This is a genomic window from Pseudomonas sp. R1-43-08 (genome assembly GCF_003852255.1).
Taxonomy (GTDB): domain Bacteria; phylum Pseudomonadota; class Gammaproteobacteria; order Pseudomonadales; family Pseudomonadaceae; genus Aquipseudomonas.
In genome coordinates, this window is sequence record NZ_CP027734.1 from 1,803,823 (window position 1) to 1,829,852 (window position 26,030).

Consider the following 26,030-nt stretch of genomic DNA (forward strand, 5'->3'; position numbering starts at 1 on the left):
TCGATTTTCTTGACGCAGCCTTGTGCGGTCTGCCACAGGGTTGCCAATACGCCATCTTTTACAAGAACTTGCCAGAGGAATAGATGTGGATTCTCGATTGAATGCCTTTCTTGAACGGGCTGACGCCGTGCTGGCGCGCCTGGAGCCCCTGTTACCCGCGCCGCGCCAAGTCATCGACTGGAACCAGTGCCTGGCCGCCCGCTGGCAGCGCGAAGGCCGTACAGGCTTCCTGTTGCCGCTGGAAGTCAGCCTGGACATGCGCCTGTCGGACCTGATCGGCGTCGACAAGCAGCGTGAACAGCTGGCGCGTAACACTCAACAGTTTCTCGACGGCTTGCCTGCCAACCATGCGCTGCTATGGGGTTCGCGTGGCACCGGAAAATCATCCATGGTACGCGCCTTGCTCGCCCAGCACGCCGAGGCCGGCCTGCGCTTGATCGAAATCGAGCGTGACCATCTGGCCGACCTGCCGCGCGTGGTCGAGCAACTGCTCAAGCTGCCGCAGCGTTTCATCCTGTTCTGCGATGACCTGTCGTTCGATGCCGGGGAAGGTGACTATCGCGTGCTCAAGAGCGTGCTGGATGGCTCCCTGGAGCAGGCGCCGGAAAACGTGTTGCTGTATGCCACCTCCAATCGTCGTCACCTGGTGCCGGAGAACCAGAGCGACAACGACAATTGGAAGCGCGTAGATGGCGAACTGCACCCGAGCGAGGCGGTAGAAGACAAGATTGCCTTGTCCGACCGTTTTGGCTTGTGGCTGTCGTTCTACCCGTTTACCCAGGAGCACTTCCTGAATGTGGTGGAGCACTGGATCGGCGAATTGGCCGGCAAGACCGGCCTGCAGTGGCAGCGTGATGAACAACTCGACATTCTCGCCGTGCGCTGGGCGACCGGGCGCGGCAACCGCAATGGCCGCTGCGCCTATCAGTTCGCTCGTTACTGGGTGGGTCTCAAATTGCTGGAGCGTCAACCATGATCGATTTACAACAGGCCGGCACCGGCCTCGAGGGCTATGCGCTGCTGTGTGCGCAACTGGAGTCGCTGCTGGCGGATGAGCGGGATTTCATCGCCAACAGCGCGCAGTTTTCCGCGTTCCTGTTCAATCAGTTGGACGACCTGAACTGGGCGGGTTTCTACCTCAATCGCAATGATGAGCTGGTTCTTGGCCCCTTCCAGGGCCAGATCGCCTGCGTGCGCATCCCTTTTGGTCGTGGCGTGTGTGGTGCCGCCGCAGCGTCCCGGCAAACCCAGCGAGTGGAAGACGTGCATGCGTTTGCCGGGCACATTGCCTGTGACAGCGCCTCCAACAGTGAGTTGGTGGTGCCGCTGGTCAAGAACGGCCAATTGATTGGCGTCCTTGACCTCGACAGCCCGTCGCTGGCGCGTTTTACGCCTCAGGACCAGGCGGGTATCGAACAACTCGCGGCTATCTTCCTGCGCTTGACCGATTGCTGAGCGAGCGAGGCGGGGGGCAAGCCCTAATGCCAGTGAGTTAAGAAGTAGAAAGGGTAAAAAGTAACCTGTGGCGAGGGAGCTTGCTCCCGCTGGACTGCGCAGCAGTCCCATCTTTGGGGCCGCTTCGCGGCCCAGCGGGAGCAAGCTCCCTCGCCACAGGTACAGTGTTCGCCCTTAACTGACTGGCATTAGGGCAAGCCCCTGCCTCCTATTGGCCGTCCAGATCATGCAGTTGAACCTGCAGTGCCCGTTCCAGCTCGAGCATGAGCTTTTCCAGGGATTTGACCCCCGTCTCGATCACTCGCCGATCATCGTTGCGCGAGCAGGCCTGCTCCAGTATTTCGCACTGCCCGGCCAAGGCATTGGCTTGGACGATGCGTGCGGCCCCCTTGATCTTGTGGGCCTGTTCGATGATGTCGGTGGATGAAGCCTTGCGATCCAGCAGCGCAATGAGCGCCTGACGATCATCAACGCTGCTGGTCAGCAGTTCTTCGAGCAGGCGTCGACTCAATTGCGAATCCCCTCCGGTCAGCGCGTCCAGGCATCCCAGGTCCAGTTGCGGGCTCGTGGGTTGGGGGATGATCTGTGCCAACTGCCGTTCCAGCACGGTGAGGCTGATAGGTTTGAACAGGCAGTCATCCATGCCTGCTTCCATGCAGCGTTGTCTTTCCTCCGGTTGTGCATTGGCGGTAAACCCCAGTACCACGCAGTGCGCCAACTGTTCGCGTTGCTCGTATTCACGGATGGAACGACTCAACTCGTAGCCATTCATGATGGGCATGTTGCAGTCGGCGATCACCAGGTCGAACTGTTCCTGGCGCCAGGCCTGGAACCCGGCGGCACCATGCTCGGCGGCGGTGAATTGATGGCCCAGGTAGCCCAGTTGCTGGCACATCAGCAGGCGGTTCGCCGGATGGTCGTCTACTACCAGCACATTGAGCACCGGGGTAGAGACCGGCTTCGCAGGCGTGTGCTCACCCTGGGGGGTGATCGGATGCAGGCGCGGCATTTTCAGGTTGACGTGCACCTGGGTGCCGACCATGGGCACGCTGCTCAGGCTCAGCTGGCCGCCCATCATCGCGCAAAGGCTGCGGCAGATCACCAGGCCCAGGCCGGCACCGCTTCTGGCCAGGTGCCCGGAATTGTCGGCCTGGGCGAACGGCTCGAACAGGCGCAGTTGGTCGTCCCGGTTGATGCCGATACCGGTGTCTTCCACGACCAGCTTCACGTCGACCTGTTCCTGGGTCTGGCTCGGTTGCACCTCCACCTTGATTTTCACCTGGCCGTGTTCGGTGAACTTGATGGCGTTGCTCACAAGATTGGACAGCACTTGCTTGAAGCGCAGCGGGTCGATGAGGACTTCGATGTCGTTCAGGTCGGGCTTGAACTCCAGTAGCAGGCTGAGGGTTTTCTGGCGCGCAAGACCGTCAAACACGCGTACCACGGACTCGATCACCTCGCGCAGATTGACGCGTTCCGGCGCCAGGCTGAGACGGCCGGACTCAATGCGCGCGATGTCGAGAATGTCGCCTATCAGCTCCAGGAGATCCTTGGCCGAGTTGTAGGCCACTTCTATCGCCGGACGGTCGAGATGCCCTTGGTCGGCCCGCTTGAGCGTCAGTTCGAGCATGCCGATCACGGCGTTCATGGGGGTGCGGATCTCGTGGCTCATGGTGGCAAGGAACGTGCTTTTGGCGCGGTTGGCCTCGTCGGCGCGCTCTTTGGCGGCGCGCAGTTCATCGAACAACTGACGCCGTTCACTGATGTCGATCCAGCCGCCGATGATGCCCTGGACTTCGCCAGTGGAATCGCGGTAGGGCAGGATCCAGTGGTAGATCGTCAGCTTCCTCTCCTCGATATGCAGGGTGCGGTCCAGAATCAATGGATTGCCTTCAGCCACCACCCGCAGGTAGTCGGCATGGTACTGCGCTGCTTCGGGCGCGAGGGCCATGCTCATCTGGGTCACGCTTTTGCCGATCACATCCTCTCGCTTGACGTCGAAGGCCTGCAGATAACTGTCGTTGCAGGTTTGCAGCAAGCCATTACGGTCGCGTACATAGATGGGGTGCGGTGTTTCGTTGACCAGCGCACGCATGAATTCGAGCTGATCGTTGAGCGCGCGCTCGGCCATTTTTCGTTGCCTGATCTGGCGCCGCATGTAGGCATTCCAGGTCAGGGAAATCAGGAGCAGCAAACCGGTACCGATGACGATTTTGGCAATCAGTTGGTTGTAATTGCGCCAGTAGCTATCGGATTCGACTGTGTAGCCACGCCAGCGACTGTTGATCACCCCCATTTCATCCGGGGCGATACTGAGCAGCGCTTTATCGAGGATCGAGCCCAACTCGGTGGCATGGCGAGAGGTGGCCAGGGCGAACGTCGCCGGCGTGGTGCCAATACTCGTGGTGATCTGCAGCTTGTCCCGGAAAACCTTCGAGGACAGGAAATAGTTAGCGATCAACAGTGTGTTCACAGCGCCATCCACTTGCCCTTGTGCAAGCAACTCGGAGGCCCTGAAGGTATCGCCGGTTTCCACCAGTTGAATCTGCGGAAAGTCTTTGCGCAGGATTTCGGCCAGCGGAGTGCCCAGGGTCACCGCCAGGCGCTTGCCCGCCATCTGCTCCAGGTTCAGCGGTGCTCCGGGTTCTTTGCGGGTCAATAGCACGTACGAGTTTTCCAGGTAGGGACGGCTGAAATTCAGCTGCGCCTCCCGTTGGTTACTCGGCACGATCGCCCCGATCATATCGACTTTCTGCGTGGCGACCTGCTCGATCATATCGTCGACTTTACGTCCGCGCTGCACCGCAAAACGCAAGCCGGTGCGCAAGCGAATGAGTTCAAGAAGGTCGGCGGTGATGCCGCGAAAGTTGCCCTCCGCATCGAAGAAGGTGAGCGGGGCAAAGGTTTCATTCACGATGACCGTTACCACCGGGTGCGCCTTCAACCAGCGTTCTTCGCGCGGGGTCAGTTGCAGTTTCTCGTCGGTCAGCAAGATATCGCTGCCGGCGCTCCAACGCTTGGCGATGCTATCCCGCTCATTGATGGGCACGGCCGCCAGCACCGTGTCGACAATGCTCAGGAGAACGAGGTTGTCGTGGCGCAGGGCAAAGCTGAAGCCATAGGCTTCATGCTTGCCGAAGTTGGCCATGCGAACGTTTTTGAGGTAGCCCTTGTTAATCATGAAGTGGGTGGAAATCGTATCGCCAAGAAATACATCCGCCTGGTCAAACGCCACTGCATTCAGGGCATTTTGATAAGAGGGATAGGTGCGGATATCCGCCTTGGGGTACAGCTTTTCCACTTCATCGAACGGCAGGTAATGATAGACGAGGCTCAAGCGCAGCCCTTCAAGGCCATCGCTGAGGCTGCGGGTTTCCCCCTCGCGAGTGACCAGTACTGGCTGGTCCACGGCGTAAGGTGCCGACAATGTGAGATTGGGATTCGCGGCCTCAAAGCCGTTGGAGGAGCCCAGCAAATCGATGTCGCCAGCTTCGAGGGCTTGAATGGCGGCCACCCGGGTAGGGTAGCGCAGGACCTTCACCGGTATGGCCAGTGCCTTGGCCAGCAGGCCTGCATAATCTGCGGTAAGGCCTTCGTAATCGCGACCACTGGAGGTGAGGTCGAACGGCGGGTAGTCAGGCGCGGCAGTACCCAGCACCAGTTCGCGCTTGTATTGCAGCCACTGGCGCTGGGTCCTGTCCAGTTGAGTGTTCAGTTGAACGATTCCGGCGCGGCTCAATAAAGTGAAGTGTTGCGGGTCGGTGGAGTCGTCCGCAAGCACGGTAGTGCTGAAGTACAAACCGGCACTCAATATGATCAAATAGTCCTTGATACGGCTGGGCATCCGTTTTCTCACACTAGCGCGTTTCGTTTTGCCATCTCGATGAGCTCGACTAAAGACTGGGCTTTTAGTTTTTGCATTAGTCGCTTTTTATACGTGCTGACGGTTTTATTACTCAGGAACATGCCCTTGGCTATTTCTTTGTTGGTGCGGCCTTGTGCGAAAAGTTGCAAGACCATGAGTTCTCGGTCGTTAACAGCCCTGAACAAGTCCAGCTCCTGCGTGTCCATGCCTTCCGTTCCATTTGCATTCAATGCCTGGCTGGGGAAGTAGTTGTACCCGGATAGTACGGCGCGGATAGCACTCAGTAGTTCACTCAGGTCGCCTTCCTTGCAGACGTAACCGTCCGCGCCCGAACGCATGCAGCGCGTGGCAAACAGCGTCGGGCATTGGGCAGTAAGTACCAGGGTTTTCATCGAAGTGTTCATGGCGTTGAAGCGGCAGAGAACTTCGAGGCCGTCAAGTTTCGGAATGCTGATGTCCAGAATTACCAAGTCTGGCAGGCATTCGCGGACCATTTGTATGGCGTCGCACCCGTTATCCGTTTCTCCAACGACTTTGTAACCTTCATGTTCCAGTAACATTCTGATGGCGAGCCGTATAACGGGGTGGTCGTCGATAATAAAAACGGTGTTCATAATCACATTCCATGCAGGTGCAAATAAAGCGTTCACATTAGCTCAGAAGAAGAGCCAGCAGCATGAAGCGTGGGGGCGACAAGCGCAAAACAGGAAGTTTCCTACACAAAGAAAGGCATAGGCCTACGAGTTGCTAGGTAATTGTGACACTAAGTGTGTGTGTTTTCAGGGCGGTTGGCGTAGCTAACGGTCACGGGTATTTTGCGACAGCTCTCTCGTTGTTTTTCGCAATTACTAAGGTATAAAATCCTACACTTATAATGGCTGAGTTAAACTCATTAAGCGCTCAAGTTCATCTTTATTTAACGGTTTTGATAAACAACCCAGAAGTGGCAGATTACGCTGCGCAGCTTGTGCGGTCAGTTTGAGTAATTCCGTCGTTGGTAGCCCGCTCAATAGAATCGCTCGGGTAATAAACTGACCACGGCTGGCGATTTCTACCAACTCAAGGCCGGGCAGGTCGGGCAGGCATTGGTCGCATAACATCAAGTCGAAGGGGAATTCAGACTGGGTCATGGTGCGTATGGCCTGTTCGGCATTTTCGACGGGGGTGAGCTGGTGGAAGCCGAAGCTTCTAAGCAAGCATTGGGTGGCGAGGAGTTGAAAAGGGTGATCCTCCACCAAAAGAATACGAAGGGGATAGTTGGGCATAGAGAGTACACAGTGAGTCAAGCGTCGATGGGAGCGTAGGAACTGCTCGTCTTGTCTGCGATGGCGTGCGTGATTATTCCTCGGGAATATGTACGAATTCGATCAGGCCGCTCTGTTCCCATCGTAGGGCGATTCGTTTCAGGCAACAGAGCGAGTCGATCGAGTCGTTATTGAGGGCTGGAGCGCCCGGTCATCTCTCGAGCCATCTCGGTGGCATAGCTGTCGGTCATGCCGGCGATGAAGTCGATCATGCGCAGGAACGAGGCGTGCAATGGCCAGGCAGGGTCCGGCGCGCTGTTGCCCAGCAAGTCGAGAATGCGCCGGTGCTTGAACGACGGCGTACGCCCGCCGTGTTGCTCCAACGCCGCACCGCAAAAAGCGTTCAGCAGAATTTCCAGGGTGGTATAGGCGCCGATTTCATGCAGGGTCTTGCGTTTGTCCTGGAAGATTTTCTTGCGCGCCATGTCCTTGGCATCCAGTACGCAACGCTTCGCCGGACCGTGCATATGCTCAACCAGGTCGCCAGGCAGGGTGCCGGCAAGCAGGGCGTCCTGTTGTTCGACGAATGCGCGCGCCGCTGCGTTGGTTAGGTGCTCGATGGCCTTGCCGCGCAGGATCGCCAGCTTGCGCCGACGGGAATCCTGCGGGCCCAATTGCCGATACGTCTGCGGCAGGTCATCACCCACCAGGTCGAGCAGCAGTGACTCGACTTCGGCGTACTCCAGCAAGTCCATCTCCAGGCCATCTTCCAGGTCAATCAGCGCATAGCAGATGTCGTCGGCGGCCTCCATCAAGTACACCAAGGGGTGGCGGGCCCAGCGTTGCTCCTCCAGTTGAGGCAGGCCGAGTTTATGGGCGATCTGTTCCAGAATCGGCAACTCGCTCTGGTAGCAGCCGAACTTGTGTTTCTTGTAGCCCAGCGAGTCCGCGTGGCGGGCAGTCCAGGGGTACTTGAGGTAAGTGCCCAAGGTGGCATAGGTCAGCCGCGTGCCGCCGTCGAATTGATGATATTCAAGCTGGGTCAATACGCGGAAACCCTGGGCGTTGCCTTCAAAGTTGAGGAAGTCATTGCGCTCGGCGTTGCTCATGTCATCCAGCCAGCCGCGCCCGGCGGCCTGCTGGAACCAGTGGCGAATGGCGTCTTCGCCGGAGTGACCGAAGGGTGGATTACCGATGTCATGGGCCAGGCAGGCCGATTGCACCACCATGCCCAAATCGCTGGGATCGCACCAGTCGGGCAGGGCGCCGCGCAACGTTTCACCGACGCGCATGCCAAGGGAGCGGCCCACACAGCTGACTTCCAGCGAGTGAGTCAGGCGCGTGTGGATATGGTCGTTGCTCGAAACCGGATGCACTTGGGTCTTGCGGCCCAGGCGACGGAAAGCGCCGGAAAAAATAATGCGGTCATGGTCTTTGTGAAAAGGGCTGCGGCCTAGTTCTTCGGGGCTGTGCAGGGGCTTGCCAAGACGTTCGCGGGTCAGCAGGGTAGGCCAATCCAAGGCAGGTACTCTCCGTACGGTGAATGACACCTGCAGCTTCCCGTTTCCACGCGGGCGGGGCAAGCGGAAATCTTCAGGTGGACAGCGGCAGACAACAGGCACTGACCGCCGTGGCGCAGTTGCCAGGCGGTCAGTTGTAGCGTGGAGTCAGCGAGCGGGGCTTATTTTCTGCGCGATGCGCCTTGCATGGCCAGTTTGATCAGCGGGATCAACCCGGCCCCCAGCCGTACCAGGCGCGTCACGCTGCTGATGCTGCCGCCCTTGGCGCCCTTGCCGGTGAAGAACCCCATCAATGTCACCGCCGCCACGCCCCACAGCGGCGCGTGCTTGATGCCCAGGCTGTCTTGCCAGTTGTGACGCAGGTCGCGCACTTTGTGCAGCGGCGCCATCAGTTGCTGGGACTCGTGACGGATTTCCTGACGGTGCATTTCCATGCGCAGGCGGATCAACGCCTTGCGCATCTCCCGACGGGACGAGTTTTGCGGGATTTCAGGCAGGCTCATGGCAACAGGCGCTCCCGGTCATTGGCCAATTCTTCGAGGGTGGCGTGGAAGGGCGTGGACTCATCGAACACGGCCGCTTTCAAGCGTACCCCGCAGAATGCTGCGGCCAGGCTGTAAAACACGCACAGACAGATGATCCCGGTCAGGCGGTAGCCGGTGTCCCATACCAGGATCATCACCAACGTCGATAGGCCCACCAATAACAGCAGCGCAAACACTAACGCCAAGCCGGCAAACAGCAGCAGGCTGACCGTGCGTGCCTTCTGTTCCTGTAACTCGATGCCAAACAGTTCGACATGGCTGTGCAGTAAGCCGAGCACGGCAGCGCCCAGGCGGCGGGAGGTGGTACCTGCGCCCTTAGACGAGCTGGATTCGTCGATAGCCATGATATTAACGCCTGGTAGCCAACAGACCGATCAAAAAGCCCACGCCCGCCGCAATGCCGACAGACTGCCATGGGTTGGCCTGCACGTAATCTTCGGTTGCGGTAATGGCCGCCTGCCCACGCTCGCGCAGGGAGTCTTCGGTCAATTGCAGGGTTTCGCGGGCCTTGAGCAGGCTTTCGTGAATCTTGGTGCGCAGCTCATCGGCCTGATCACCGGCCAGGATGGCAGTGTCGTCCAGCAACCTTTCGGTATCGCTGACCAGGGTCTGGAAATCCGCCATCAATATTTCTTGAGCAGTCTTTGCTGTTTTGCCGGCCATGGTTATCTCCGTGTGTGGCTGTTCTGTACGTGTGGTTTCGAGTCGCCGGGTTCGCCGAAGGTTCACTGCGATTGTGTGGTACAGCTTTTGCTTTGCCTTGGTGCGCATGCCCTGGGGCCTGCGCTGAATCCGGGCGGTCGAGGTGAAAACCTTGAAAAACCTTACCCTAATTAACTGAAACTCGCGCAAATACCCCGTCGGGGAGCGCCGGTTGTGTTGATCGCTGCGCTAAAGCAGTTCACGTCCTCTGAAGAAGGACGGCGGCTTTGGTGCCAATTTGGTGCGAGCAACCCCGGCTTGAACCGCTTTGGTGCTGTTTGCCTTACCGCAGGCCTGCCAACCTCCATGGAAAATCTGCAAAGTGCGGTGGACACCCTTGTCCACAGCTCCAATACCCTGTTCATCCTGATCGGCGCGGTCATGGTCCTGGCCATGCACGCCGGTTTCGCCTTTCTGGAAGTCGGTACGGTGCGCCAGAAGAATCAGGTCAACGCGTTGTCGAAAATCCTCAGCGACTTCGCGATCTCCACCCTGGCTTATTTCTTTATAGGCTATTGGATCTCCTATGGGGTCAGCTTCATGCAGCCGGCGGCGGTGATCAGCGCGGATCATGGCTACGGCCTGGTGAAGTTTTTCTTCCTGCTGACCTTTGCCGCCGCGATCCCGGCGATCATTTCCGGGGGGATTGCCGAGCGCGCGAAGTTCGCGCCGCAGTTGTGCGCGACGGCATTGATCGTGGCGTTCATCTACCCGTTCTTCGAAGGCATGGCGTGGAACGGCAACTTCGGCCTGCAAGCCTGGCTGCTCGCGACCTTTGGCGCCAGCTTCCATGACTTCGCCGGGTCCGTGGTGGTCCATGCCATGGGCGGCTGGCTGGCGTTGGCAGCGGTGCTGTTGCTCGGCCCGCGCAACGGACGTTACCGCGACGGGCGCCTGGTGGCGTTTGCTCCTTCGAGCATTCCGTTCCTGGCGCTGGGCTCGTGGATCCTGATCGTGGGCTGGTTCGGTTTTAACGTGATGAGCGCGCAAACCCTCAATGGCGTCAGCGGCCTGGTGGCGGTCAACTCGTTGATGGCAATGGTCGGCGGCACCGTCGCCGCGCTGGTGATCGGCCGCAATGACCCCGGCTTTCTGCACAACGGCCCGCTGGCCGGGTTGGTGGCGATCTGTGCCGGTTCCGACCTGATGCATCCGGTGGGCGCGTTGGTCACCGGTGTGGTCGCGGGGGCTTGTTCGTCTGGTGCTTCATGGCGGCCCAGGACCGTTGGAAAATCGATGACGTGCTGGGCGTATGGCCACTGCATGGCCTGTGTGGGGTATGGGGCGGCATTGCCTGCGGCATCTTCGGGCAGACGGCGCTGGGTGGGCTGGGCGGTGTGAGCCTGGTCAGTCAGTTGATCGGCACCGTCCTCGGCGTCGCCGTGGCGCTGGGCGGCGGCCTGCTGGTGTACGGTGTGATCAAGCGCGTGTGCGGGCTGCGCCTGAGCCAGGAAGAGGAGTATTACGGGGCGGACTTGTCGATCCACAAGATCGGCGCTGTCAGCCAGGATTGATCGGCGCGCCGGTTGCCCAATGTTGGGTTTAGAATGGTGGCGTGTTTTCCATTCGAGTTGATTTGCCATGCTTCCTGAATGCCAGCTGTTCGGCACCCTGGGTTGCCATCTGTGTGAAATTGCCGAAGCCGAAATCATGCCGCTCGTCGAACACGGGTTGCTTGTGGAGCTGGTGGATATCACTCATCCCGACGACTTGACCGAGGTCTACGGCCTGCGGATTCCGGTGCTTAGACGGGTGGACACCGGGGCTGAACTGGATTGGCCGTTCGACACTGACCAAGTGGTTGCTTTCCTGCGCTGACGTTTTAGACCATGGCGGGTTTCCTAATATTACGTTACTGTATGTTTGTACAGCGATTGAATAGAGGGAACGCCCGTGGTGAATGTCGAACAACTGAAAAGCAGCGTCAATCGCATGTCCGCCGACGTCGTGCGCGATGCGGTGAGCGAGCTGCGCCTCGATGGCCTGGTCACGGAAGGCAAGACGCCCTTCAACAAAGTGCATTTCAATACCTGCTTTGCGGAAATCGAGGCGCTGTTCCAGCGTGCCGGTTATCACAAGCAGTTGGATGTGGTGGGTTACCAGGGCTTGCTCTACGCCCTGTACGATCCGGGCCGTTGGGAGGCCGTAGACGTGCTGCGCTGGCTCAAGGAGTTTACCGACGCGGCGAGCGCTTCGAAGGTTTTGCGCGCGCAATTGGTCAAGGCCTGAGATCTCTCCTAGGCTCAATCCCGCGCCATGCGGGATAATGCCCGCCTGTTTATTCCAGGCTTTGAGCATCTGCATGTCCACTTCCGGTTTTTCCCCGTCACAGCACCAAGCCAGCACCTTATACCTGCCGCCTGGCCCGTGGGCGACGGTGCTCGATTGCCTGTGCGATCATTTCCCGGCAATCGCCCGTGAACACTGGCTGGACCGCATTGCTCGTGGCCGGGTGCTGGATATCAACGGTCGCCCCATTCGCCTGGACCTGGCGTACAAGGAAGGCCTGTGCATTTATTACTTTCGCGAAGTGCCCAACGAGAAAGTAATCCCGGTACAGGAAACCATCCTGTACGCCGATGAACACTTGGTGGTGGCCGACAAACCGCATTTTCTGCCGGTGACCCCCGCCGGCGAGTACGTCGAACAAACCCTGTTGCGCCGTTTGATCCGGCGTCTGGACAATCCCGCCCTGGTGCCCCTGCACCGCATCGACCGGCATACCGCAGGGCTGGTGCTGTTCTCGGCCAATCCCGATAGCCGCGCGGCCTATCAGCAGCTGTTTCCCACGCGGCGCATCGATAAATTCTACGAAGCCATTGCCCCGGCCTTACCTGATCTGGCCTTCCCGCTGGTGCACAAGAGCCGGCTGGTGGACGGCGAACCGTTCTTCCGCATGCAGGAAGGCCCCGGTGCCAGCAATACCGAAACGGCATTGGAAGTGCGCGAGAAACACGGCGATTTATGGCGCTATGGCCTGTTCCCGGTCACCGGCAAGAAGCACCAGTTGCGCGTCCACATGACTGCGCTCGGGGCGAGCATCTGCAATGACCCGTTCTATCCCAACGTGATCAAGGACGCGGTGGACGACTACGCCAACCCGCTCAAGTTGCTGGCCCAGGGCGTACGTTTCATCGACCCGGTCAGCGGCCAGCAACGCACCTTTCGCAGCGAAATCACCCTGGACTGGTAAACGCCAGAAACGACAAGGCCCGCGCGAGGCGGGCCTTGTGTGCAAGCGCTGGCTTACAGGTCTTTAACGGTACGAACCTGATCTTTGTTGATACGGGTGTGTTTGCCGTCCAACTGTTCGAATTCGTAGAAGCCCGAATCTTCATCGTATTTCGGGGTGTCGACGGCCTGGATTTCGCGACCGTCATTCAGGGTGATCACTGTTGGCGAAGCGCAACCGGCGAGGGTGGCGAGGCCCAGTGCAAGCATGAGAGCGGCGATGGTCCGTTGAGTCATGAGTGTGTCTCCGAGAGAATACTTTTGAAATGCTGACCTTGTGACGTGTGCAACGCCGGCAAAGTTCCTGATGCAAGGCTCATTCTGACACGCCAGCCTGTGGGTGCAACAGCTCGGGGGTATTAAGATTGGCCAGGCGCGGGTCATCGGTGGCGCATTCGAGCGCCACGCCACCCAGTTGCAGGAAAATTTTCCGCGGGCTGCGTTCGCCCGCTTGCCAGGCTCGTTCCACTTGTTCTTTCAGGGCGGTGGGGAGGATGCAGAGCAAGGGTTCCCAGAACTCGCCGTGGCGAATCATCACCGGAACCTGCGGGTTGCAGCGCGCTGTGGCACGCAAGTCGGCCAGCAGTCGTGCATCGATGCGCGGCACATCGCAGGGCAGGATCAGCAGATGCCCATGGCGTGCGGCGAACAATCCCGCGCGGATGCCGGCAAGTGGCCCGGGAAAGTCCGAGCTGTCGTCGCTCACCAGTTGGTCGGCATAGGGCGCATACCGCGCGTGGTTGCGATTGCACGAGATGATCAGGTCGTCCGTCAGCGGCCGCGCCAGGCGTTGCAGGTGCGCAATCAAGGGCTCGCCGCGCCATTCCAGCAGCCCCTTGTCCTGGCCGCCCATGCGTTGGCCACGCCCACCGGCCAACAATAAAATCGAGCAAGGCAGGGGTGAAGATTCAACAGACATGGCGGTTCCGCTGCGGCATGGAAATAGGGGCCTGTGATATAACATCGGGCTGTTCCTTCGACAACCGGACCGTGCCATGAACGCCAAGGCCGATGCGCCCTTCGTACCCCTGAATATCGCTGTATTGACCGTCAGCGACACCCGTACCCTGGACACCGACACGTCGGGCCAGGTCTTCGTCGACCGCCTGACCGCCGCCGGCCACACCCTGGCCGAACGGGTGCTGCTCAAGGACGACCTCTACAAAATCCGCGCCCAGGTTGCCCATTGGATCGCCGAGGACGTGGTGCAGGTCGTGCTGATCACCGGCGGCACCGGCTTCACGGGCCGCGACAGCACGCCCGAAGCGGTGAGCTGCCTGTTGGACAAGCAGGTCGATGGTTTCGGCGAGCTGTTTCGCCAGATATCCGTAGCCGACATCGGCACGTCCACGGTGCAGTCCCGCGCCCTGGCCGGCCTGGCCAATGGCACCCTGGTGTGCTGCCTGCCAGGCTCCACCAATGCGGTGCGCACCGGTTGGGACGGCATCCTGGCGGAACAGCTGGATAACCGTCATCGGCCGTGCAACTTCGTCCCGCATCTGAAACAGGCCGAGCCTTGTGAATCGCGTGGATAAGCCCGGCAAGTCCGGCGCCTTGATGCCGGTGGAAGTGGCCTTGCAGCGTTTGTTGGACATGGCCGACGCGTCGCCGATCCGCGAGCACGAAAGCATGCGCCTGGCCGAGTGCGATGGCCGCGTATTAGCGCAAGATCTGGTCTCCACCCTCGACCTGCCGCCCTGGCCCAACAGCGCCATGGACGGCTACGCGCTGCGCGTGGCGGACTGGACCGGCGAACCCTTGCCGATCAGCCAACGCATTTTCGCCGGCGTCGCGCCAGAGCCTCTGGCGGCCGGCACCTGCGCGCGCATCTTTACCGGCGCGCCGGTGCCCCAGGGTGCGGACTGCGTGGAAATGCAGGAAAACGCGACCCTTCACGGCGATGAGCGCGTGAGTTTCAGCGAGCCGCTGCACGCTGGCCAGAACATCCGCCCACAAGGCCAGGAAACCACGGTCGGCGAGTTGGTGTTGCCCGCGGGCACGCGCCTGGGCCCGATCGAGTTGGGCCTGGCCGCTTCGCTTGGGCGCGATCACCTGAACGTGGTGCGCCGGGTGCGGGTGGCCGTGCTGTCGACCGGCGATGAGCTGATCGAGCCCGGTTTGCCGCTGGGGCCAGGCCAGATCTATAACAGCAACCGCCGCGTGCTGTGCAGTTGGCTGACGCGAATGGGCTGTGAAGTGATCGATGCCGGCATCCTGCCGGACAACCTGGAACAGACGCGCACGCGATTGGCTGGCGTGGGCAGCGTCGACTTGATCCTGTCCACTGGCGGTGTGTCGGTGGGCGAGGCGGATTTCCTCGGCATTGCCCTGCGTGAAGAGGGCGAGCTGGCGCTATGGAAATTGGCGATCAAACCGGGCAAGCCGCTGACCTTCGGCCACTTTCGTGGCGTGCCGGTGATCGGCCTGCCGGGTAATCCCGCGTCGACCCTGGTGACGTTTGCCCTGTTGGCGCGGCCTTACCTGCTGCGCCGCCAAGGTGTGCGAGACGTTGCGCCGCTACGTTTCAATGTGCCGGTGGGGTTCGTGTGGCCCAAGCCAGGCAACCGCCGTGAGTATCTGCGCGGGCGTATCGAGCAGGGCCAAGCGGTCATCTACGGCAACCAGAGCTCCGGCGTGTTACGCAGTGCAGCGTGGGCGCAAGGGTTGGTGGAAGTGCTGGAAGGGACGACCTTGGCGCTTGGGGATCAGGTCAATTTCATTCCACTCAGTGAAGTCCTGGATTAATTTCGCCTACTCATTGTGGGCCATCGTGAAAGCCTGGGTTCCATCTACTTGCAGATGGAACCCAGGCAACCACCCAAAATTATCTGCGCAGGCCACGTTTTTCGCGTTTCTGTCGAGCGAGTGCAAACGCAATACCGCCGAATGCCAAAGCGGTGACACATGCGATAAGCAGCGGACGATTTTTCTTGGCGTCTCTCCAGCCGCCTTCGATCTTCCTCGTCGATTTCGGGTCGGGCTGTTCCAGCGGTGCGTGAAAGCGAACTTCCTTCAACTTGAGGCGGGCGCCGTCATTGAGCGTCAACGTCAGGTCTTCGATAACGCCAGCGACCCGCTCAGGGAACACCGGGTCTCCCAGCGCGTCGAGTTCGTCGTACAGGAATTTCTGACCTTCAAGCCATCCCACGGCAGTCATAAGCTCGGGGCCCAAGTAGTATTTTCCATCGAGAAAAAAACCCGGGAAATGATGAGTGCGCTCCTGGCTCTCGATTGAATAACGTTCCCCTGGCTTCATGCCGGTTGCTGAGTCGATCATGGTCACATCCTCCATTCACTGGTTATGCGATAGAGGGAGCGTCCAATTGATCGTTCAATCGAAGTGACCGGGCGCCCGACAACCCAATTGGTCAGCCTGTCGACGCAGCAAAAATTTGAACCGCCCGTGAACGCGCTTACCTAACGAATAGCTTGTGACGAATCGCACAGGCAATTTGCCAATATCGGCATATTCCGAGAGGTGGGCAACGTGGCTAAAGACGAGAAGAAAAGCAAAGGTGAAGGTTCGAAAGCCAGCAAGGAATTGAAAGACAAAAAGTCTTCACCCGCAAAAAAATCCGCAGCGGCATCGGCTCTTTCAAAATCTTCGGAAAAGAAAGACAAGAAAAAAGATGCTGAACCCAAGAAGTCCGTGAAAAAAGCTGACAGCAAGCCAGAAAAGGCGAAGAAGCCGGAGAAGGCAGAGAAGAAGTCAGAGAAAGCAGAAAAGCCGACGAAAAAGAAAAAATGATACCTGCTAGGGCCTCGCGCCCTAGCTTCTCCACGCTCGGGGCCTTCGATTCCGGAGGTTCATCAACTTTGAACTAATGATGACGCCCATGCCCCTAACGCTGTGCAGATAACCCCTGGCTTGGGTCGACCCTGAGCTGATCAATGACACGCAAAGGTGTGGTGAATCATGAAGAGTGAACAAGCAGAAGGTGTTGCACAAAAACTCGCCGGCAAGGCACAAAGTGCGGTCGGGAAGTTGTTGGGTGATTCGAAGATCGAAGCAGAAGGTGTTGGACGACAAGCTGCCGGTCAGCTGACCCAGACCTATGGCGACGCGCTGGACAGCGTATCTACGTTCGTTAAAGAAAAACCAGTCGCCGCACTCGCGATTGGTGCGGTAGCCCTGCTGGTGCTGGACCGTCTCCTGCGCCGCTGAGGTTTATCGGCTTGGTCGATAGCGCAGGTTCAGGTGACTGATACACCGCTATCGGGGCAAGCCTCAACGCCGATCAGTTAAGCGAAAGGGGCTCATTGTAGGAGCGAGCTTGCTCGCGAAAAACGTCCAGGCAACGTGTTCATTCTGGATAAACGCGGGGGCTCTGAGTCTTTCGCGAGCAAGCTCGCTCCTACATAGCAAGCCCCCTCCCACATTTGAATCGGTGTTGGCCTGGCTTTATTCAGTAGTCGTCGCCACGTTCCGTTACATCCCGCTCCACCGGCCCCGCGTCGGGGTCATAGCCCACCGGGAACTTGCCCTTCAAGGTCCAGGCAAACGCGATGATTTCGGCGATCGTGCGGTACAACTCTTCCGGAATACTGTCCCCCAGTTCCATACGCGCCAGCAGTTTTACCAATTCGGCGTTTTCATAGATGGGCACTTCATTTTCCCGCGCCAGCTTGAGGATCGCTTCAGCCAGGGCCTCATCGCCCTTGGCGGTCAGGGTGGGGGCTTGCTGGCCGTCGTACTTGAGGGCGATCGCCTGGCGGGGAGGTGAGGGGTTCTTCATGCGGTCTCATCCACCCAGCGTTGTTCCAGTCCGGTTTTAGGGCCGCGCGGCGGGGTGCCGAGGTGGCAATCCAGATCGCCTACGTTAAGCCCGGATGCCACCAGGCGCTCGCGCAGGCTGCCCAGGTGGTTTTCGATCAGGCTGGCGGTAAAGGGCCGTGTCGCCCATAACTGGCTGGAGAGTTTGCCCTGAGTCAGTTGCGCCTGCACCTGCAACGGCCCCAATGGCTCCATATCGAACGCCAGTTCCACGCGCCAGAGCATCTGCTTGGGGTCTTTGCGCTCTTTGCGGTCGGGCTGCTCTTTATCCGCGGGCGGCTCCTCGCGCTGGAATTTCACCTGCAGCGGCACGATATCCTGCAGGTTGCGCATGGGGATTTCCAGTTGCCAGGTGGTTTGCAGGCGGCCATCGGCGGTGGTGCCGGTCTGTTCCAGGCTCGACAGTTGGTGGCTCTGTAAGCGAGCGATCGCGCCGGCGGCCAGGCGCAGCAGGTTTTCCAGGTCGCCTTCGCCTTCCAGTTTGGCCATCAGCCGCTCGGGCAGCGGGAAACTCGCGGGCATCTGACGCGCACTGACCTGACCGAGGGTGCCCAACGGGCTGCGCACAAAATTGGGCAATACCTGGGCCAGCGTATTGGCGGCGAGGATGGCATTCAGATTGGTGCTGGCGGGCAGGGCAGGCAGTAGATCCGCGACCAGGCGCAGCAGCGCGCCCTTCATGTCCAGCGGTGGTATTTGTGGATTCTGCCCGGCAAGCAGCTTGGCCTCCAGAAAGGCTCCGCTGTTCTGCACCAGTTGCGCCAATATCTTGGGGTTACTGACTTGCGCCAGGTCGGGCAATGCCGCCAGTAAACGCTCGGCCGCCCCACGCAGGTCGGCGGAGGTGCTGTCGCCACGGGGCAGGTTCTGCAGGGCGGTAAACACCGCATCCAGCGAGCCTTGGCGGCTTTGCTGGGTCGAGAGTTGCTGCGCGACAGCCAATTGGTCCTTCATGCCGCTCAAGGGCACGAAGCTCAGGGTCTGCGCGTCCTGCACGACCGCGCTGAGCAGGCTGCCAACCCGTAACGGCTGCGGGCTTTCCACGGTGAGGGTGGCAGTGGTCATGGCGCTATTGAGCACGCTCACCAGCGAGCGATAGACCGCTGGCTGCGAGCTGCCTTGGGGCAGCAGCTGGGTGGTCAGCACCTTGGCTTGCAGCAGCGTGCCTACCGGCATTTGGGCGGTGTCGATGCGGGTGAGGGCGGCGACATTGGCGCTCAACGCCTGCTGCAGCGAGAGGGTCAGGTTGCCCGCTTGCGTCTGGCCCACGGCCACGTTACTGCCCAACGGTAACGGCTGGGTGCTGCTGGCTTGCACCAGGGTCTGGCGACCGCCATCGAGGGTTAACTTCAACAGCAGCTGAAAAGCTTCGCCGCCTTGTTTAAGCGCGATCACCTCGGCGTTGACGGTTTTTCCGGGCGCGATCAAGCCGGTCTGCGGCTCCAGCAGCTTAAGCAGTTCGCCGACCGCAGGCAGCGGGGCAGGGCCTGAAGTCGCGGTTGGCGGCAGGGTAGGAAGGTTGATCTCACCGGTCATCGTGCGCATCGTCTCTGGGGAAATTGCCCTCTTTAGAGTAGGGCATCGCATGTATAATGCCGCCCGTCTGCAAAGAGAGCGGTAAAAACCTCACAACTATTTGATCCAGCTCTCTAAAATCGGTCGCCAAAGCCGTTATTGTGCATTTCTCTATAACGGCCGCTGCACCGCCGACTTGAACCGTAAAGGCCCGCGATCTCTTGACCAGCCCTCTTCTTGAAGCCGTAGCGCTTGCCTGTGAACGCGACCTGCGCCTGCTGTTCGAACACCTCGAATTGCGCCTGGCGGGTGGCGACATGGTGCAAATCAGCGGCCCCAACGGCAGTGGCAAGACCAGCCTGCTGCGCTTGCTGGCCGGGTTGATGCAGCCGACGGCAGGCGAGGTGCGGCTTAACGGCAAGCCCCTGCATGAACAGCGCACCGAGTTGGCCCGCAACCTGATCTGGATCGGCCACGCCGCCGGGATCAAGGACGTACTCACCGCAGAAGAAAACCTCAGTTGGCTCAGCGCCCTGCATCATCCCGCTGGTCGCGATGCCATCTGGCAGGCCCTGGCCGCTGTCGGTCTCAAGGGCTTCGAAGACGTGCCCTGTCACACCCTCTCCGCCGGCCAGCAGCGTCGTGTCGCGCTGGCGCGCCTGTACTTGCCCGGCCCGCCGCTGTGGATTCTCGACGAACCGTTCACCGCCCTCGACAGACAAGGCGTGACCCAACTGGAAGAACACCTGGCCCGGCATTGCGAGCAGGGCGGGTTGGTGGTGCTCACCACCCACCACACCCTGGCGCGCAGGCCCGCCGGTTACCGTGAACTGGATCTGGGACGGTGGTCGGCATGAGTGTCTTTGCGCTGCTGGTCGCCCGCGAAGCCCGCCTGTTGTGCCGTCGCCCGGCAGAACTGGCCAACCCGCTGGTGTTCTTCGCCATCGTGGTTGCCTTGTTCCCCTTGGCGGTCGGTCCCGAGACTAAACTGTTGCAAACCTTGTCCCCGGGACTGGTGTGGGTAGCGGCGCTTTTATCCGTGCTGCTCTCGCTGGACGGGCTGTTTCGCAGTGATTTCGAAGACGGTTCCCTGGAGCAATGGGTCCTTTCGTCGCACCCGTTGCCCCTTCTGGTATTGGCCAAGGTACTGGCACACTGGGCCTTTTCCGGCCTCGCGCTGGTCTTGCTTTCGCCGCTGCTGGCGCTGATGCTGGGTTTGCCGGTTGAATGCTTGCCGGTGTTGCTCCTGTCCTTGTTACTCGGTACGCCAGTGCTCAGCCTGTTGGGGGCGGTGGGCGCAGCGTTGACCGTCGGGTTGAAGCGCGGTGGCCTGTTACTGGCCCTGCTGATTCTGCCGTTGTACATCCCGGTCCTGATCCTCGGCAGCGGTGCTTTGCAGGCTGCGCTGATGGGCATGCCGGCGACCGGTTACCTCCTGTGGCTTGGCAGCCTGGCCGCCCTGGCGGTAACCCTGACACCCTTTGCCATAGCAGCCGGCCTGAAGATCAGCGTCGGCGAATAATGAGGTCTGGTCAGGCGTTACACGCTTGGCCAGTAAAGACCCTAAGCTGCTTGCCACGACAAGCAGCAACCGTGAGAAACAGCAATGAACTGGACCTGGTTTCACAAGCTCGGCTCGCCCAAATGGTTTTATGGCATCAGCGGCAAGCTGCTGCCGTGGTTGAGTGTCGCCGCCGTGCTGCTGATCGGCATCGGCCTGGTCTGGGGCCTGGCCTTCGCGCCGCCGGACTACCAGCAAGGCAACAGCTTTCGCATCATCTATATCCACGTGCCCGCCGCCATGCTGGCGCAGTCCTGCTACGTGATGCTGGCGGTGTGCGGCATCGTCGGCCTGGTCTGGAAGATGAAGCTCGCCGACGTCGCCCTGCAATGCGCCGCGCCGATAGGTGCGTGGATGACCGCCGTGGCGCTGGTCACCGGCGCGATCTGGGGCAAACCCACCTGGGGTTCGTGGTGGGTGTGGGATGCGCGGCTCACGTCCATGTTGATCCTGCTGTTCCTGTACTTCGGCCTGATTGCCCTGGGCAACGCGATCAGCAACCGTGACAGCGCCGCCAAGGCCTGCGCGGTGCTGGCGATTGTCGGCGTGATCAACATCCCGATCATCAAATACTCGGTAGAGTGGTGGAACACCTTGCACCAGGGCGCCACCTTCACCCTCACCGAAAAACCGGCGATGCCGGTGCAAATGTGGGCGCCATTGCTGCTGATGGTGCTGGGTTTCTACTGCTTTTTCGGCGCGGTGCTGCTGCTGCGCATGCGCCTGGAAGTGCTCAAGCGTGAAGCCCGCACCAGCTGGGTCAAGGCCGAAGTTCAAGCCAGCCTGGGAGCGCCTGCATGAGTTTTGCTTCATTCAGCGATTTTCTCGCCATGGGCCATCACGGCCTGTATGTCTGGACGGCCTATGGCATCTGCCTGGCGGTGCTGGCCCTCAACGTCGCCGTGCCGCTGCTGGCGCGCAAGCGTTACCTGCAACAAGAGGCGCGTCGTCTGCGCCGGGAGACCGATAAGTGAATCCGTTGCGCCGAAAGCGTCTGTTGATCATCCTTGCCATCCTGGCCGGCGTCGCCATTGCCGTGGGCCTGGCCCTGAGTGCCCTGCAGCAGAACATCAACCTGTTCTACACCCCGACCCAGATCGCCAATGGCGAAGCGCCGGTGGACACGCGCATTCGCGCCGGCGGCATGGTGGAGAAGGGTTCGCTGAAACGCTCCGGCGATTCCCTGGACGTGACCTTCGTCGTCACCGACTTCAACAAAGCCGTGACCATCACCTATCGCGGCATCCTCCCGGACCTGTTCCGCGAAGGCCAGGGCATCGTCGCCCTGGGCAAGCTCAACGCCAACGGCGTGGTGGTGGCCGATGAAGTGCTGGCCAAGCACGATGAAAAATACATGCCGCCGGAAGTCACCAAAGCGCTAAAAGACAGCGGCCAATCTGCGCCTGGCTCAATGCCGGCACCTGCCAAGGAGGGCTAAGCGATGACGTCCGCACTGTTTATTCCTGAGCTGGGCCAGTTGGCGATGATCCTCGCCCTGTGCTTCGCCGTCGTCCAGGCCGTGGTGCCGCTGCTCGGTGCCTGGCGCGGCGACCGCCTGTGGATGAGCCTGGCGCAGCCGGCCGCCTGGGGCCAGTTCGCGTTCCTGCTGTTCGCCTTCGGTTGCCTGACGTACGCGTTCATGACCGACGATTTTTCCGTCGCCTATGTGGCCAATAACTCCAACAGCGCGCTGCCCTGGTACTACAAGTTCAGCGCCGTGTGGGGCGCCCACGAAGGGTCGCTGCTGCTGTGGGCGTTGATCCTCGGCGGCTGGACCTTCGCCGTGTCGGTGTTCTCGCGCCAATTGCCGCAAGTGATGCTGGCACGGGTGCTGGCGGTGATGGGCATGATCAGCATCGGGTTCCTGTTGTTTCTGATCATGACGTCCAACCCGTTCAGCCGCATCCTGCCGCAGGTTCCGATGGACGGGCATGACCTCAACCCACTGCTGCAAGACATCGGCCTGATCGTGCACCCACCGATGCTTTACATGGGATATGTCGGCTTCTCCGTGGCCTTTGCCTTCGCCATCGCCGCGTTGCTCGGCGGGCGCCTGGATGCGGCCTGGGCGCGCTGGTCGCGTCCCTGGACCATCGTCGCCTGGGCCTTCCTGGGTATCGGCATCACCCTGGGGTCGTGGTGGGCCTACTACGAACTCGGCTGGGGCGGCTGGTGGTTCTGGGACCCGGTGGAAAATGCGTCCTTCATGCCCTGGCTGGTCGGCACCGCGCTGATTCACTCCCTGGCCGTCACCGAAAAACGTGGCGTGTTCAAGAGCTGGACGGTGCTGCTGGCCATCGCGGCATTTTCCCTCAGCCTGCTCGGCACCTTCCTCGTGCGTTCGGGCGTGCTGACGTCAGTGCACGCGTTTGCGTCGGACCCTGCGCGCGGTGTGTTCATCCTGATCTTCCTGCTGTTTGTGGTCGGTGGTTCGCTGACGCTGTTTGCCCTGCGCGCACCGGTGGTCAAGAGCCAGGTCGGCTTTAACCTGTGGTCGCGGGAAACCTTGCTGCTCGGTAACAACCTGGTGCTGGTGGTGGCCGCGTCGATGATCCTGCTCGGCACGCTGTACCCGTTGGTGCTGGATGCCTTGAGCGGTGCCAAGCTGTCCGTCGGCCCGCCGTACTTCAACGCCTTGTTCATTCCGTTGATGGGCCTGCTGATGGTGGTGATGGCGGTCGGCATGCTGGTGCGCTGGAAAGACACCCCGGTGAAATGGCTGGCCGGCATGCTGATGCCGGTGCTGCTGGGCAGTGTGGCCCTGGCCGTGATCGCCGGGGTGGCCTATGGCGATTTCAACTGGGCGGTGCTCGCCACGTTCCTGCTCGCGGCCTGGGTATTGCTGGCCGGTGTGCGCGACATTGCCGACAAGACCCGTCACAAGGGGCTGATCAAAGGCCTGCCGACGTTGACCCGCAGCTACTGGGGCATGCAGATCGCCCACCTCGGCATCGCCGTGTGTGCCCTGGGTGTGGTGCTGTCGAGCCAGAACAGCGCCGAGCGCGACCTGCGTCTGGCGCCGGGTGAGTCCATGGACCTGGCCGGTTATCACTTCATCTTTGAAGGCGCCAAGCATTTCGAAGGGCCGAACTTCACGTCAGACAAAGGCACTGTGCGCGTCGTGCGCAACGGCAAGGAAATCGCCGTGCTGCATCCGGAGAAACGCCTGTACACGGTGCAGAGCTCAATGATGACCGAAGCGGGCATCGACGCGGGTTTCACCCGTGACCTTTATGTGGCGCTCGGTGAACCGCTGGGCGACGGCGCTTGGGCGGTGCGGGTGCATGTGAAACCGTTCGTGCGCTGGATCTGGTTTGGCGGTTTGCTGACCGGTTTCGGTGGTTTGCTCGCCGCGCTGGACCGGCGCTATCGGGTCAAGGTCAAGAGCCGGGTGCGTGAAGCCCTCGGTATGGGAGCAGCGGTATGAAGCGTTGGTTGATGGTGTTGCCGCTGGCAGCGTTCCTGGTGGTGGCGGTGTTCCTTTATCGCGGCCTGTACCTGGACCCGGCCGAGTTGCCGTCGGCAATGATCGGCAAGCCGTTCCCGGAGTTTTCACTGCCCAATGTGCAGGGCGACAAGCAGCTGTCCCGCGCCGACCTGTTGGGCAAACCGGCGCTGGTCAACGTGTGGGGCACCTGGTGCATCTCCTGCCGCGTCGAACACCCGGTGCTGAATAAACTGGCCGAGAACGGTGTGGTGATCTACGGCATCAACTACAAGGACGACAATGCCGCGGCCTTGAAGTGGCTGGCCGAATTCCACAACCCCTACCAGCTGGATATTCGCGATGAGGACGGTAACCTCGGCCTGAACCTGGGGGTGTACGGCGCGCCGGAAACCTTCTTTATCGATGCCAGGGGCGTGATCCGTGACAAGTACGTCGGCGTGATCGACGACGTGGTCTGGCGCGAACAACTGGCCGCCAAATACCAGGCCCTGGTTGATGAGGCCAAACCATGAAGCGCCTGTTGGCTGCCGCTGTCCTGGCGCTGGGGCTGATCGGAGTGGCCCACGCCGCCATCGACACCTATGAATTTGCCAACGACGCCGAGCGTGAGCGTTTTCGCGAGCTGACCAAGGAACTGCGCTGCCCCAAGTGCCAGAACCAGGACATCGCCGATTCCAACGCGCCCATCGCTGCTGATCTGCGCAAAGAGATCTTCCGCATGCTGGGGGAGGGCAAGGACAACCAACAGATCATCGACTTCATGGTCGACCGCTACGGTGATTTCGTGCGCTATAAACCGGCCCTGACCGGCAAGACCGCGCTGCTCTGGTTCGGCCCTGCCGGGCTGTTGCTGGCCGGCGTGGTGGTGATGGCCGTGATCGTGCGCCGCCGCCGCGCCGCGCCTGCCGATGGCGCCGATGCGCTGTCCCCTGAAGAGCGTAAACGTCTCGACCACTTGCTGGACACCAAGACTGATGATTGATTTCTGGCTCGCAGCCGGCCTGCTGCTGTTGATTGCCCTGAGTTTCCTGTTGATCCCTGTTTTGCGCGGCCGCCGCGCCCAGCGTGAAGAGGATCGCACCGCGCTGAACGTGGCGCTGTATCAAGAACGCGTCGCCGAGCTGCAAGTGCAGCAGGACGAAGGCGTGTTGAATGCCGCGCAACTCGATACCGGCCGCGCCGAAGCGGCGCGTGAGTTGCTGGCCGACACCGAGGGCCTGGAAAAGCCTCGCGAATCCCGCCTGGGCAAACCGCTGCCGTTACTGGCGGCGGTGTTGGTACCGGTGCTGGGCTTGGGCATGTATCTGCATTTTGGCGCCAGCGACAAAGTCGAACTGGCCCGTGAGTTCTCCCAACCGCCAGTGTCCATGGCCGACATGACCCGACGCCTGGAGCGCGCCGCCGTCGCGCAGCCGGATTCAGCAGAAGGCTTGTACTTCCTGGGGCGCGCCTACATGGCTCAGGACCGTGCGGCCGATGCCGCCAACGTCTTCGAACGCACCGTGGCCCTGGCCGGGCGCCAGCCCGAGCTGCTCGGGCAGTGGGCTCAGGCGCAGTATTTTGCTGACAACAAGCAGTGGTCACCCAAGGTCCAGGCGCTGACCGACGAAGCCTTGAAGCTCGATCCAAAGGAAGTCACCAGCCTTGGCCTGCTTGGTATCGCCGCCTTCGAAGGCCAGCGCTATCAGGAGGCTATCGATTACTGGAATCGTCTGCTGGCGCAACTGCCCCCCGAAGACAATTCCCGTGTTGCGCTGCAAGGCGGTATCGATCGCGCGGCGCAAAAGCTCAGGGAGAGTGGCGGCACTGTCGCGCAAAAAGCCGTGCTGAAGGTACGCGTGGACCTGTCCGCCGAAGTGAAAGCCAAGGCCCTGCCAGGCGACAGCGTGTTCATCTTTGCCCGCGCCGTCAGCGGCCCGCCGGCGCCCTTGGCGGCCAAGCGTGTCAGCGTTGCCGAACTGCCCATCACCGTGGAACTGGGCGATGCCGACGCGATGATGCCGCAGTTGAAACTGTCCAACTTCCCTGAAGTCCAACTGGTTGCGCGCATATCCCGGGCAGGTGTTCCAACCGCTGGCGAGTGGATCGGCCGCAGCCAACCCCTGGCCAGCAACACCACTGCACTGCAGCAGCTGACCATCGACAGTCCGGATAAGTAATTCGAGGAAAC

General features: G+C 60.6%; 29 protein-coding genes and 2 pseudogenes. 19 read left to right on the forward strand and 12 right to left on the reverse strand.

Annotated elements, in window-relative coordinates; all coding sequences use genetic code 11:
* Positions 1 to 85: 85 nt before the first annotated feature.
* Positions 86 to 976, forward strand: coding sequence for an ATP-binding protein (locus tag C4J87_RS08245; RefSeq protein WP_124366393.1), 891 nt, complete (start codon positions 86 to 88; stop codon positions 974 to 976).
* Complete coding sequence (locus C4J87_RS08250) at positions 973 to 1,455, forward strand: GAF domain-containing protein (RefSeq protein WP_124361924.1); 483 nt, start codon at positions 973 to 975, stop codon at positions 1,453 to 1,455. Before C4J87_RS08245 ends, C4J87_RS08250 begins: the two co-directional genes overlap by 4 nt.
* Positions 1,456 to 1,663: 208 nt before the next feature.
* Here C4J87_RS08250 and C4J87_RS08255 read toward each other — a convergent pair whose 3' ends face one another.
* From C4J87_RS08255 to C4J87_RS08285, 7 genes are all read right to left on the reverse strand, one after another.
* Positions 1,664 to 5,299 carry a transporter substrate-binding domain-containing protein gene (locus tag C4J87_RS08255; protein WP_124366394.1) on the reverse strand — a complete coding sequence of 1,212 codons (3,636 nt, stop codon included), beginning with the start codon at positions 5,297 to 5,299 and terminating at the stop codon, positions 1,664 to 1,666.
* Positions 5,300 to 5,307: 8 nt separating this feature from the next.
* Positions 5,308 to 5,934: a response regulator transcription factor gene (locus C4J87_RS08260; protein ID WP_124366395.1), complete on the reverse strand. Its 627-nt coding sequence runs from the start codon at positions 5,932 to 5,934 to the stop codon at positions 5,308 to 5,310.
* A gap of 255 nt (positions 5,935 to 6,189) precedes the next feature.
* A complete protein-coding gene (locus C4J87_RS08265; protein ID WP_124366396.1) occupies positions 6,190 to 6,585 on the reverse strand; it encodes a response regulator in 396 nt (131 codons plus the stop codon).
* 167 nt (positions 6,586 to 6,752) lie between these two features.
* Positions 6,753 to 8,084, reverse strand: a complete 1,332-nt coding sequence (locus tag C4J87_RS08270) for a deoxyguanosinetriphosphate triphosphohydrolase (protein WP_124361928.1) — start codon at positions 8,082 to 8,084, stop codon at positions 6,753 to 6,755.
* A gap of 161 nt (positions 8,085 to 8,245) precedes the next feature.
* On the reverse strand, positions 8,246 to 8,587 hold the full coding sequence (locus C4J87_RS08275; RefSeq protein WP_124361929.1) for a hypothetical protein: 342 nt from the start codon (positions 8,585 to 8,587) through the stop codon (positions 8,246 to 8,248).
* Positions 8,584 to 8,973, reverse strand: coding sequence for a phage holin family protein (locus C4J87_RS08280; RefSeq protein ID WP_124366397.1), 390 nt, complete (start codon positions 8,971 to 8,973; stop codon positions 8,584 to 8,586). Before C4J87_RS08280 ends, C4J87_RS08275 begins: the two co-directional genes overlap by 4 nt.
* A gap of 4 nt (positions 8,974 to 8,977) precedes the next feature.
* On the reverse strand, positions 8,978 to 9,292 hold the full coding sequence (locus C4J87_RS08285; RefSeq protein WP_124361931.1) for a YqjD family protein: 315 nt from the start codon (positions 9,290 to 9,292) through the stop codon (positions 8,978 to 8,980).
* 345 nt (positions 9,293 to 9,637) lie between these two features.
* Between C4J87_RS08285 and C4J87_RS08290 the strand changes: the two are divergent.
* The 4 genes and pseudogenes from C4J87_RS08290 to C4J87_RS08305 all read left to right on the forward strand — a co-directional run bounded on the left by C4J87_RS08290 (position 9,638) and on the right by C4J87_RS08305 (position 12,524).
* Positions 9,638 to 10,845 (forward strand): annotated as a pseudogene (locus tag C4J87_RS08290) (ammonium transporter).
* Between the two features lie 67 nt (positions 10,846 to 10,912).
* Positions 10,913 to 11,149 (forward strand): glutaredoxin family protein, encoded by a 237-nt coding sequence (locus C4J87_RS08295; protein ID WP_124366398.1) that lies wholly within the window; start codon positions 10,913 to 10,915, stop codon positions 11,147 to 11,149.
* Positions 11,150 to 11,224: 75 nt separating this feature from the next.
* Positions 11,225 to 11,560, forward strand: coding sequence for a transcriptional regulator (locus tag C4J87_RS08300; RefSeq protein ID WP_124366399.1), 336 nt, complete (start codon positions 11,225 to 11,227; stop codon positions 11,558 to 11,560).
* A gap of 73 nt (positions 11,561 to 11,633) precedes the next feature.
* Positions 11,634 to 12,524: a pseudouridine synthase gene (locus C4J87_RS08305; RefSeq protein WP_124366400.1), complete on the forward strand. Its 891-nt coding sequence runs from the start codon at positions 11,634 to 11,636 to the stop codon at positions 12,522 to 12,524.
* A 53-nt stretch (positions 12,525 to 12,577) separates the two neighbouring features.
* Here the strand turns inward: C4J87_RS08305 and C4J87_RS08310 are convergent, their stop codons facing one another.
* Positions 12,578 to 12,799 carry a YgdI/YgdR family lipoprotein gene (locus C4J87_RS08310; protein ID WP_003189935.1) on the reverse strand — a complete coding sequence of 74 codons (222 nt, stop codon included), beginning with the start codon at positions 12,797 to 12,799 and terminating at the stop codon, positions 12,578 to 12,580.
* A 79-nt stretch (positions 12,800 to 12,878) separates the two neighbouring features.
* A complete protein-coding gene (gene mobA / locus C4J87_RS08315; protein WP_124366401.1) occupies positions 12,879 to 13,481 on the reverse strand; it encodes a molybdenum cofactor guanylyltransferase MobA in 603 nt (200 codons plus the stop codon).
* A 76-nt stretch (positions 13,482 to 13,557) separates the two neighbouring features.
* On the opposite strand from mobA, the gene moaB reads away from it, so the two are divergent.
* Both moaB and glp read left to right on the forward strand, forming a co-directional pair.
* Positions 13,558 to 14,097 (forward strand): molybdenum cofactor biosynthesis protein B, encoded by a 540-nt coding sequence (gene moaB / locus C4J87_RS08320; RefSeq protein WP_048729884.1) that lies wholly within the window; start codon positions 13,558 to 13,560, stop codon positions 14,095 to 14,097.
* Positions 14,081 to 15,307: a gephyrin-like molybdotransferase Glp gene (gene glp / locus C4J87_RS08325; protein ID WP_124366402.1), complete on the forward strand. Its 1,227-nt coding sequence runs from the start codon at positions 14,081 to 14,083 to the stop codon at positions 15,305 to 15,307. Before moaB ends, glp begins: the two co-directional genes overlap by 17 nt.
* Positions 15,308 to 15,539: 232 nt before the next feature.
* Here glp and C4J87_RS26525 read toward each other — a convergent pair.
* Positions 15,540 to 15,839, reverse strand: a pseudogene (locus C4J87_RS26525) (short-chain dehydrogenase); the annotation flags it as partial.
* A 201-nt stretch (positions 15,840 to 16,040) separates the two neighbouring features.
* On the opposite strand from C4J87_RS26525, the gene C4J87_RS08335 reads away from it, so the two are divergent.
* Together C4J87_RS08335 and C4J87_RS08340 are read left to right on the forward strand one after the other, a co-directional pair.
* On the forward strand, positions 16,041 to 16,310 hold the full coding sequence (locus tag C4J87_RS08335) for a hypothetical protein (protein WP_164487649.1): 270 nt from the start codon (positions 16,041 to 16,043) through the stop codon (positions 16,308 to 16,310).
* A 168-nt stretch (positions 16,311 to 16,478) separates the two neighbouring features.
* The gene (locus C4J87_RS08340) at positions 16,479 to 16,727 is read left to right on the forward strand and encodes a CsbD family protein (RefSeq protein WP_124366405.1); all 249 of its coding nucleotides are present in this window, start codon (positions 16,479 to 16,481) and stop codon (positions 16,725 to 16,727) included.
* A 241-nt stretch (positions 16,728 to 16,968) separates the two neighbouring features.
* Here C4J87_RS08340 and C4J87_RS08345 read toward each other — a convergent pair whose 3' ends face one another.
* Together C4J87_RS08345 and C4J87_RS08350 are read right to left on the reverse strand one after the other, a co-directional pair.
* A complete protein-coding gene (locus tag C4J87_RS08345) occupies positions 16,969 to 17,298 on the reverse strand; it encodes an EscU/YscU/HrcU family type III secretion system export apparatus switch protein (RefSeq protein ID WP_124366406.1) in 330 nt (109 codons plus the stop codon).
* A complete protein-coding gene (locus tag C4J87_RS08350; protein ID WP_124366407.1) occupies positions 17,295 to 18,872 on the reverse strand; it encodes a flagellar hook-length control protein FliK in 1,578 nt (525 codons plus the stop codon). The genes C4J87_RS08345 and C4J87_RS08350 overlap by 4 nt, the downstream gene beginning before the upstream one ends.
* A gap of 200 nt (positions 18,873 to 19,072) precedes the next feature.
* Between C4J87_RS08350 and ccmA the strand changes: the two genes are divergently transcribed.
* The 9 genes from ccmA to ccmI all read left to right on the forward strand — a co-directional run bounded on the left by ccmA (position 19,073) and on the right by ccmI (position 26,019).
* Positions 19,073 to 19,708, forward strand: a complete 636-nt coding sequence (gene ccmA / locus C4J87_RS08355) for a cytochrome c biogenesis heme-transporting ATPase CcmA (protein WP_124366408.1) — start codon at positions 19,073 to 19,075, stop codon at positions 19,706 to 19,708.
* Positions 19,705 to 20,373, forward strand: a complete 669-nt coding sequence (ccmB, locus tag C4J87_RS08360; protein ID WP_124361944.1) for a heme exporter protein CcmB — start codon at positions 19,705 to 19,707, stop codon at positions 20,371 to 20,373. The genes ccmA and ccmB overlap by 4 nt, the downstream gene beginning before the upstream one ends.
* 84 nt (positions 20,374 to 20,457) lie before the next feature.
* On the forward strand, positions 20,458 to 21,213 hold the full coding sequence (locus tag C4J87_RS08365; RefSeq protein WP_124366409.1) for a heme ABC transporter permease: 756 nt from the start codon (positions 20,458 to 20,460) through the stop codon (positions 21,211 to 21,213).
* Positions 21,210 to 21,386: a heme exporter protein CcmD gene (ccmD, locus tag C4J87_RS08370; RefSeq protein WP_124366410.1), complete on the forward strand. Its 177-nt coding sequence runs from the start codon at positions 21,210 to 21,212 to the stop codon at positions 21,384 to 21,386. Before C4J87_RS08365 ends, ccmD begins: the two co-directional genes overlap by 4 nt.
* The gene (gene ccmE / locus C4J87_RS08375) at positions 21,383 to 21,850 is read left to right on the forward strand and encodes a cytochrome c maturation protein CcmE (protein ID WP_124361947.1); all 468 of its coding nucleotides are present in this window, start codon (positions 21,383 to 21,385) and stop codon (positions 21,848 to 21,850) included. The genes ccmD and ccmE overlap by 4 nt, the downstream gene beginning before the upstream one ends.
* Positions 21,851 to 21,853: 3 nt before the next feature.
* Positions 21,854 to 23,839 carry a heme lyase CcmF/NrfE family subunit gene (locus C4J87_RS08380; RefSeq protein ID WP_124366411.1) on the forward strand — a complete coding sequence of 662 codons (1,986 nt, stop codon included), beginning with the start codon at positions 21,854 to 21,856 and terminating at the stop codon, positions 23,837 to 23,839.
* Entirely contained in the window at positions 23,836 to 24,372 is a 537-nt protein-coding gene (locus C4J87_RS08385; protein ID WP_124366412.1) for a DsbE family thiol:disulfide interchange protein, read from the forward strand. The genes C4J87_RS08380 and C4J87_RS08385 overlap by 4 nt, the downstream gene beginning before the upstream one ends.
* Complete coding sequence (locus C4J87_RS08390) at positions 24,369 to 24,842, forward strand: cytochrome c-type biogenesis protein (RefSeq protein WP_124366413.1); 474 nt, start codon at positions 24,369 to 24,371, stop codon at positions 24,840 to 24,842. Before C4J87_RS08385 ends, C4J87_RS08390 begins: the two co-directional genes overlap by 4 nt.
* Positions 24,835 to 26,019 (forward strand): c-type cytochrome biogenesis protein CcmI, encoded by a 1,185-nt coding sequence (gene ccmI / locus C4J87_RS08395; RefSeq protein WP_124366414.1) that lies wholly within the window; start codon positions 24,835 to 24,837, stop codon positions 26,017 to 26,019. Before C4J87_RS08390 ends, ccmI begins: the two co-directional genes overlap by 8 nt.
* Positions 26,020 to 26,030: the final 11 nt, after the last annotated feature.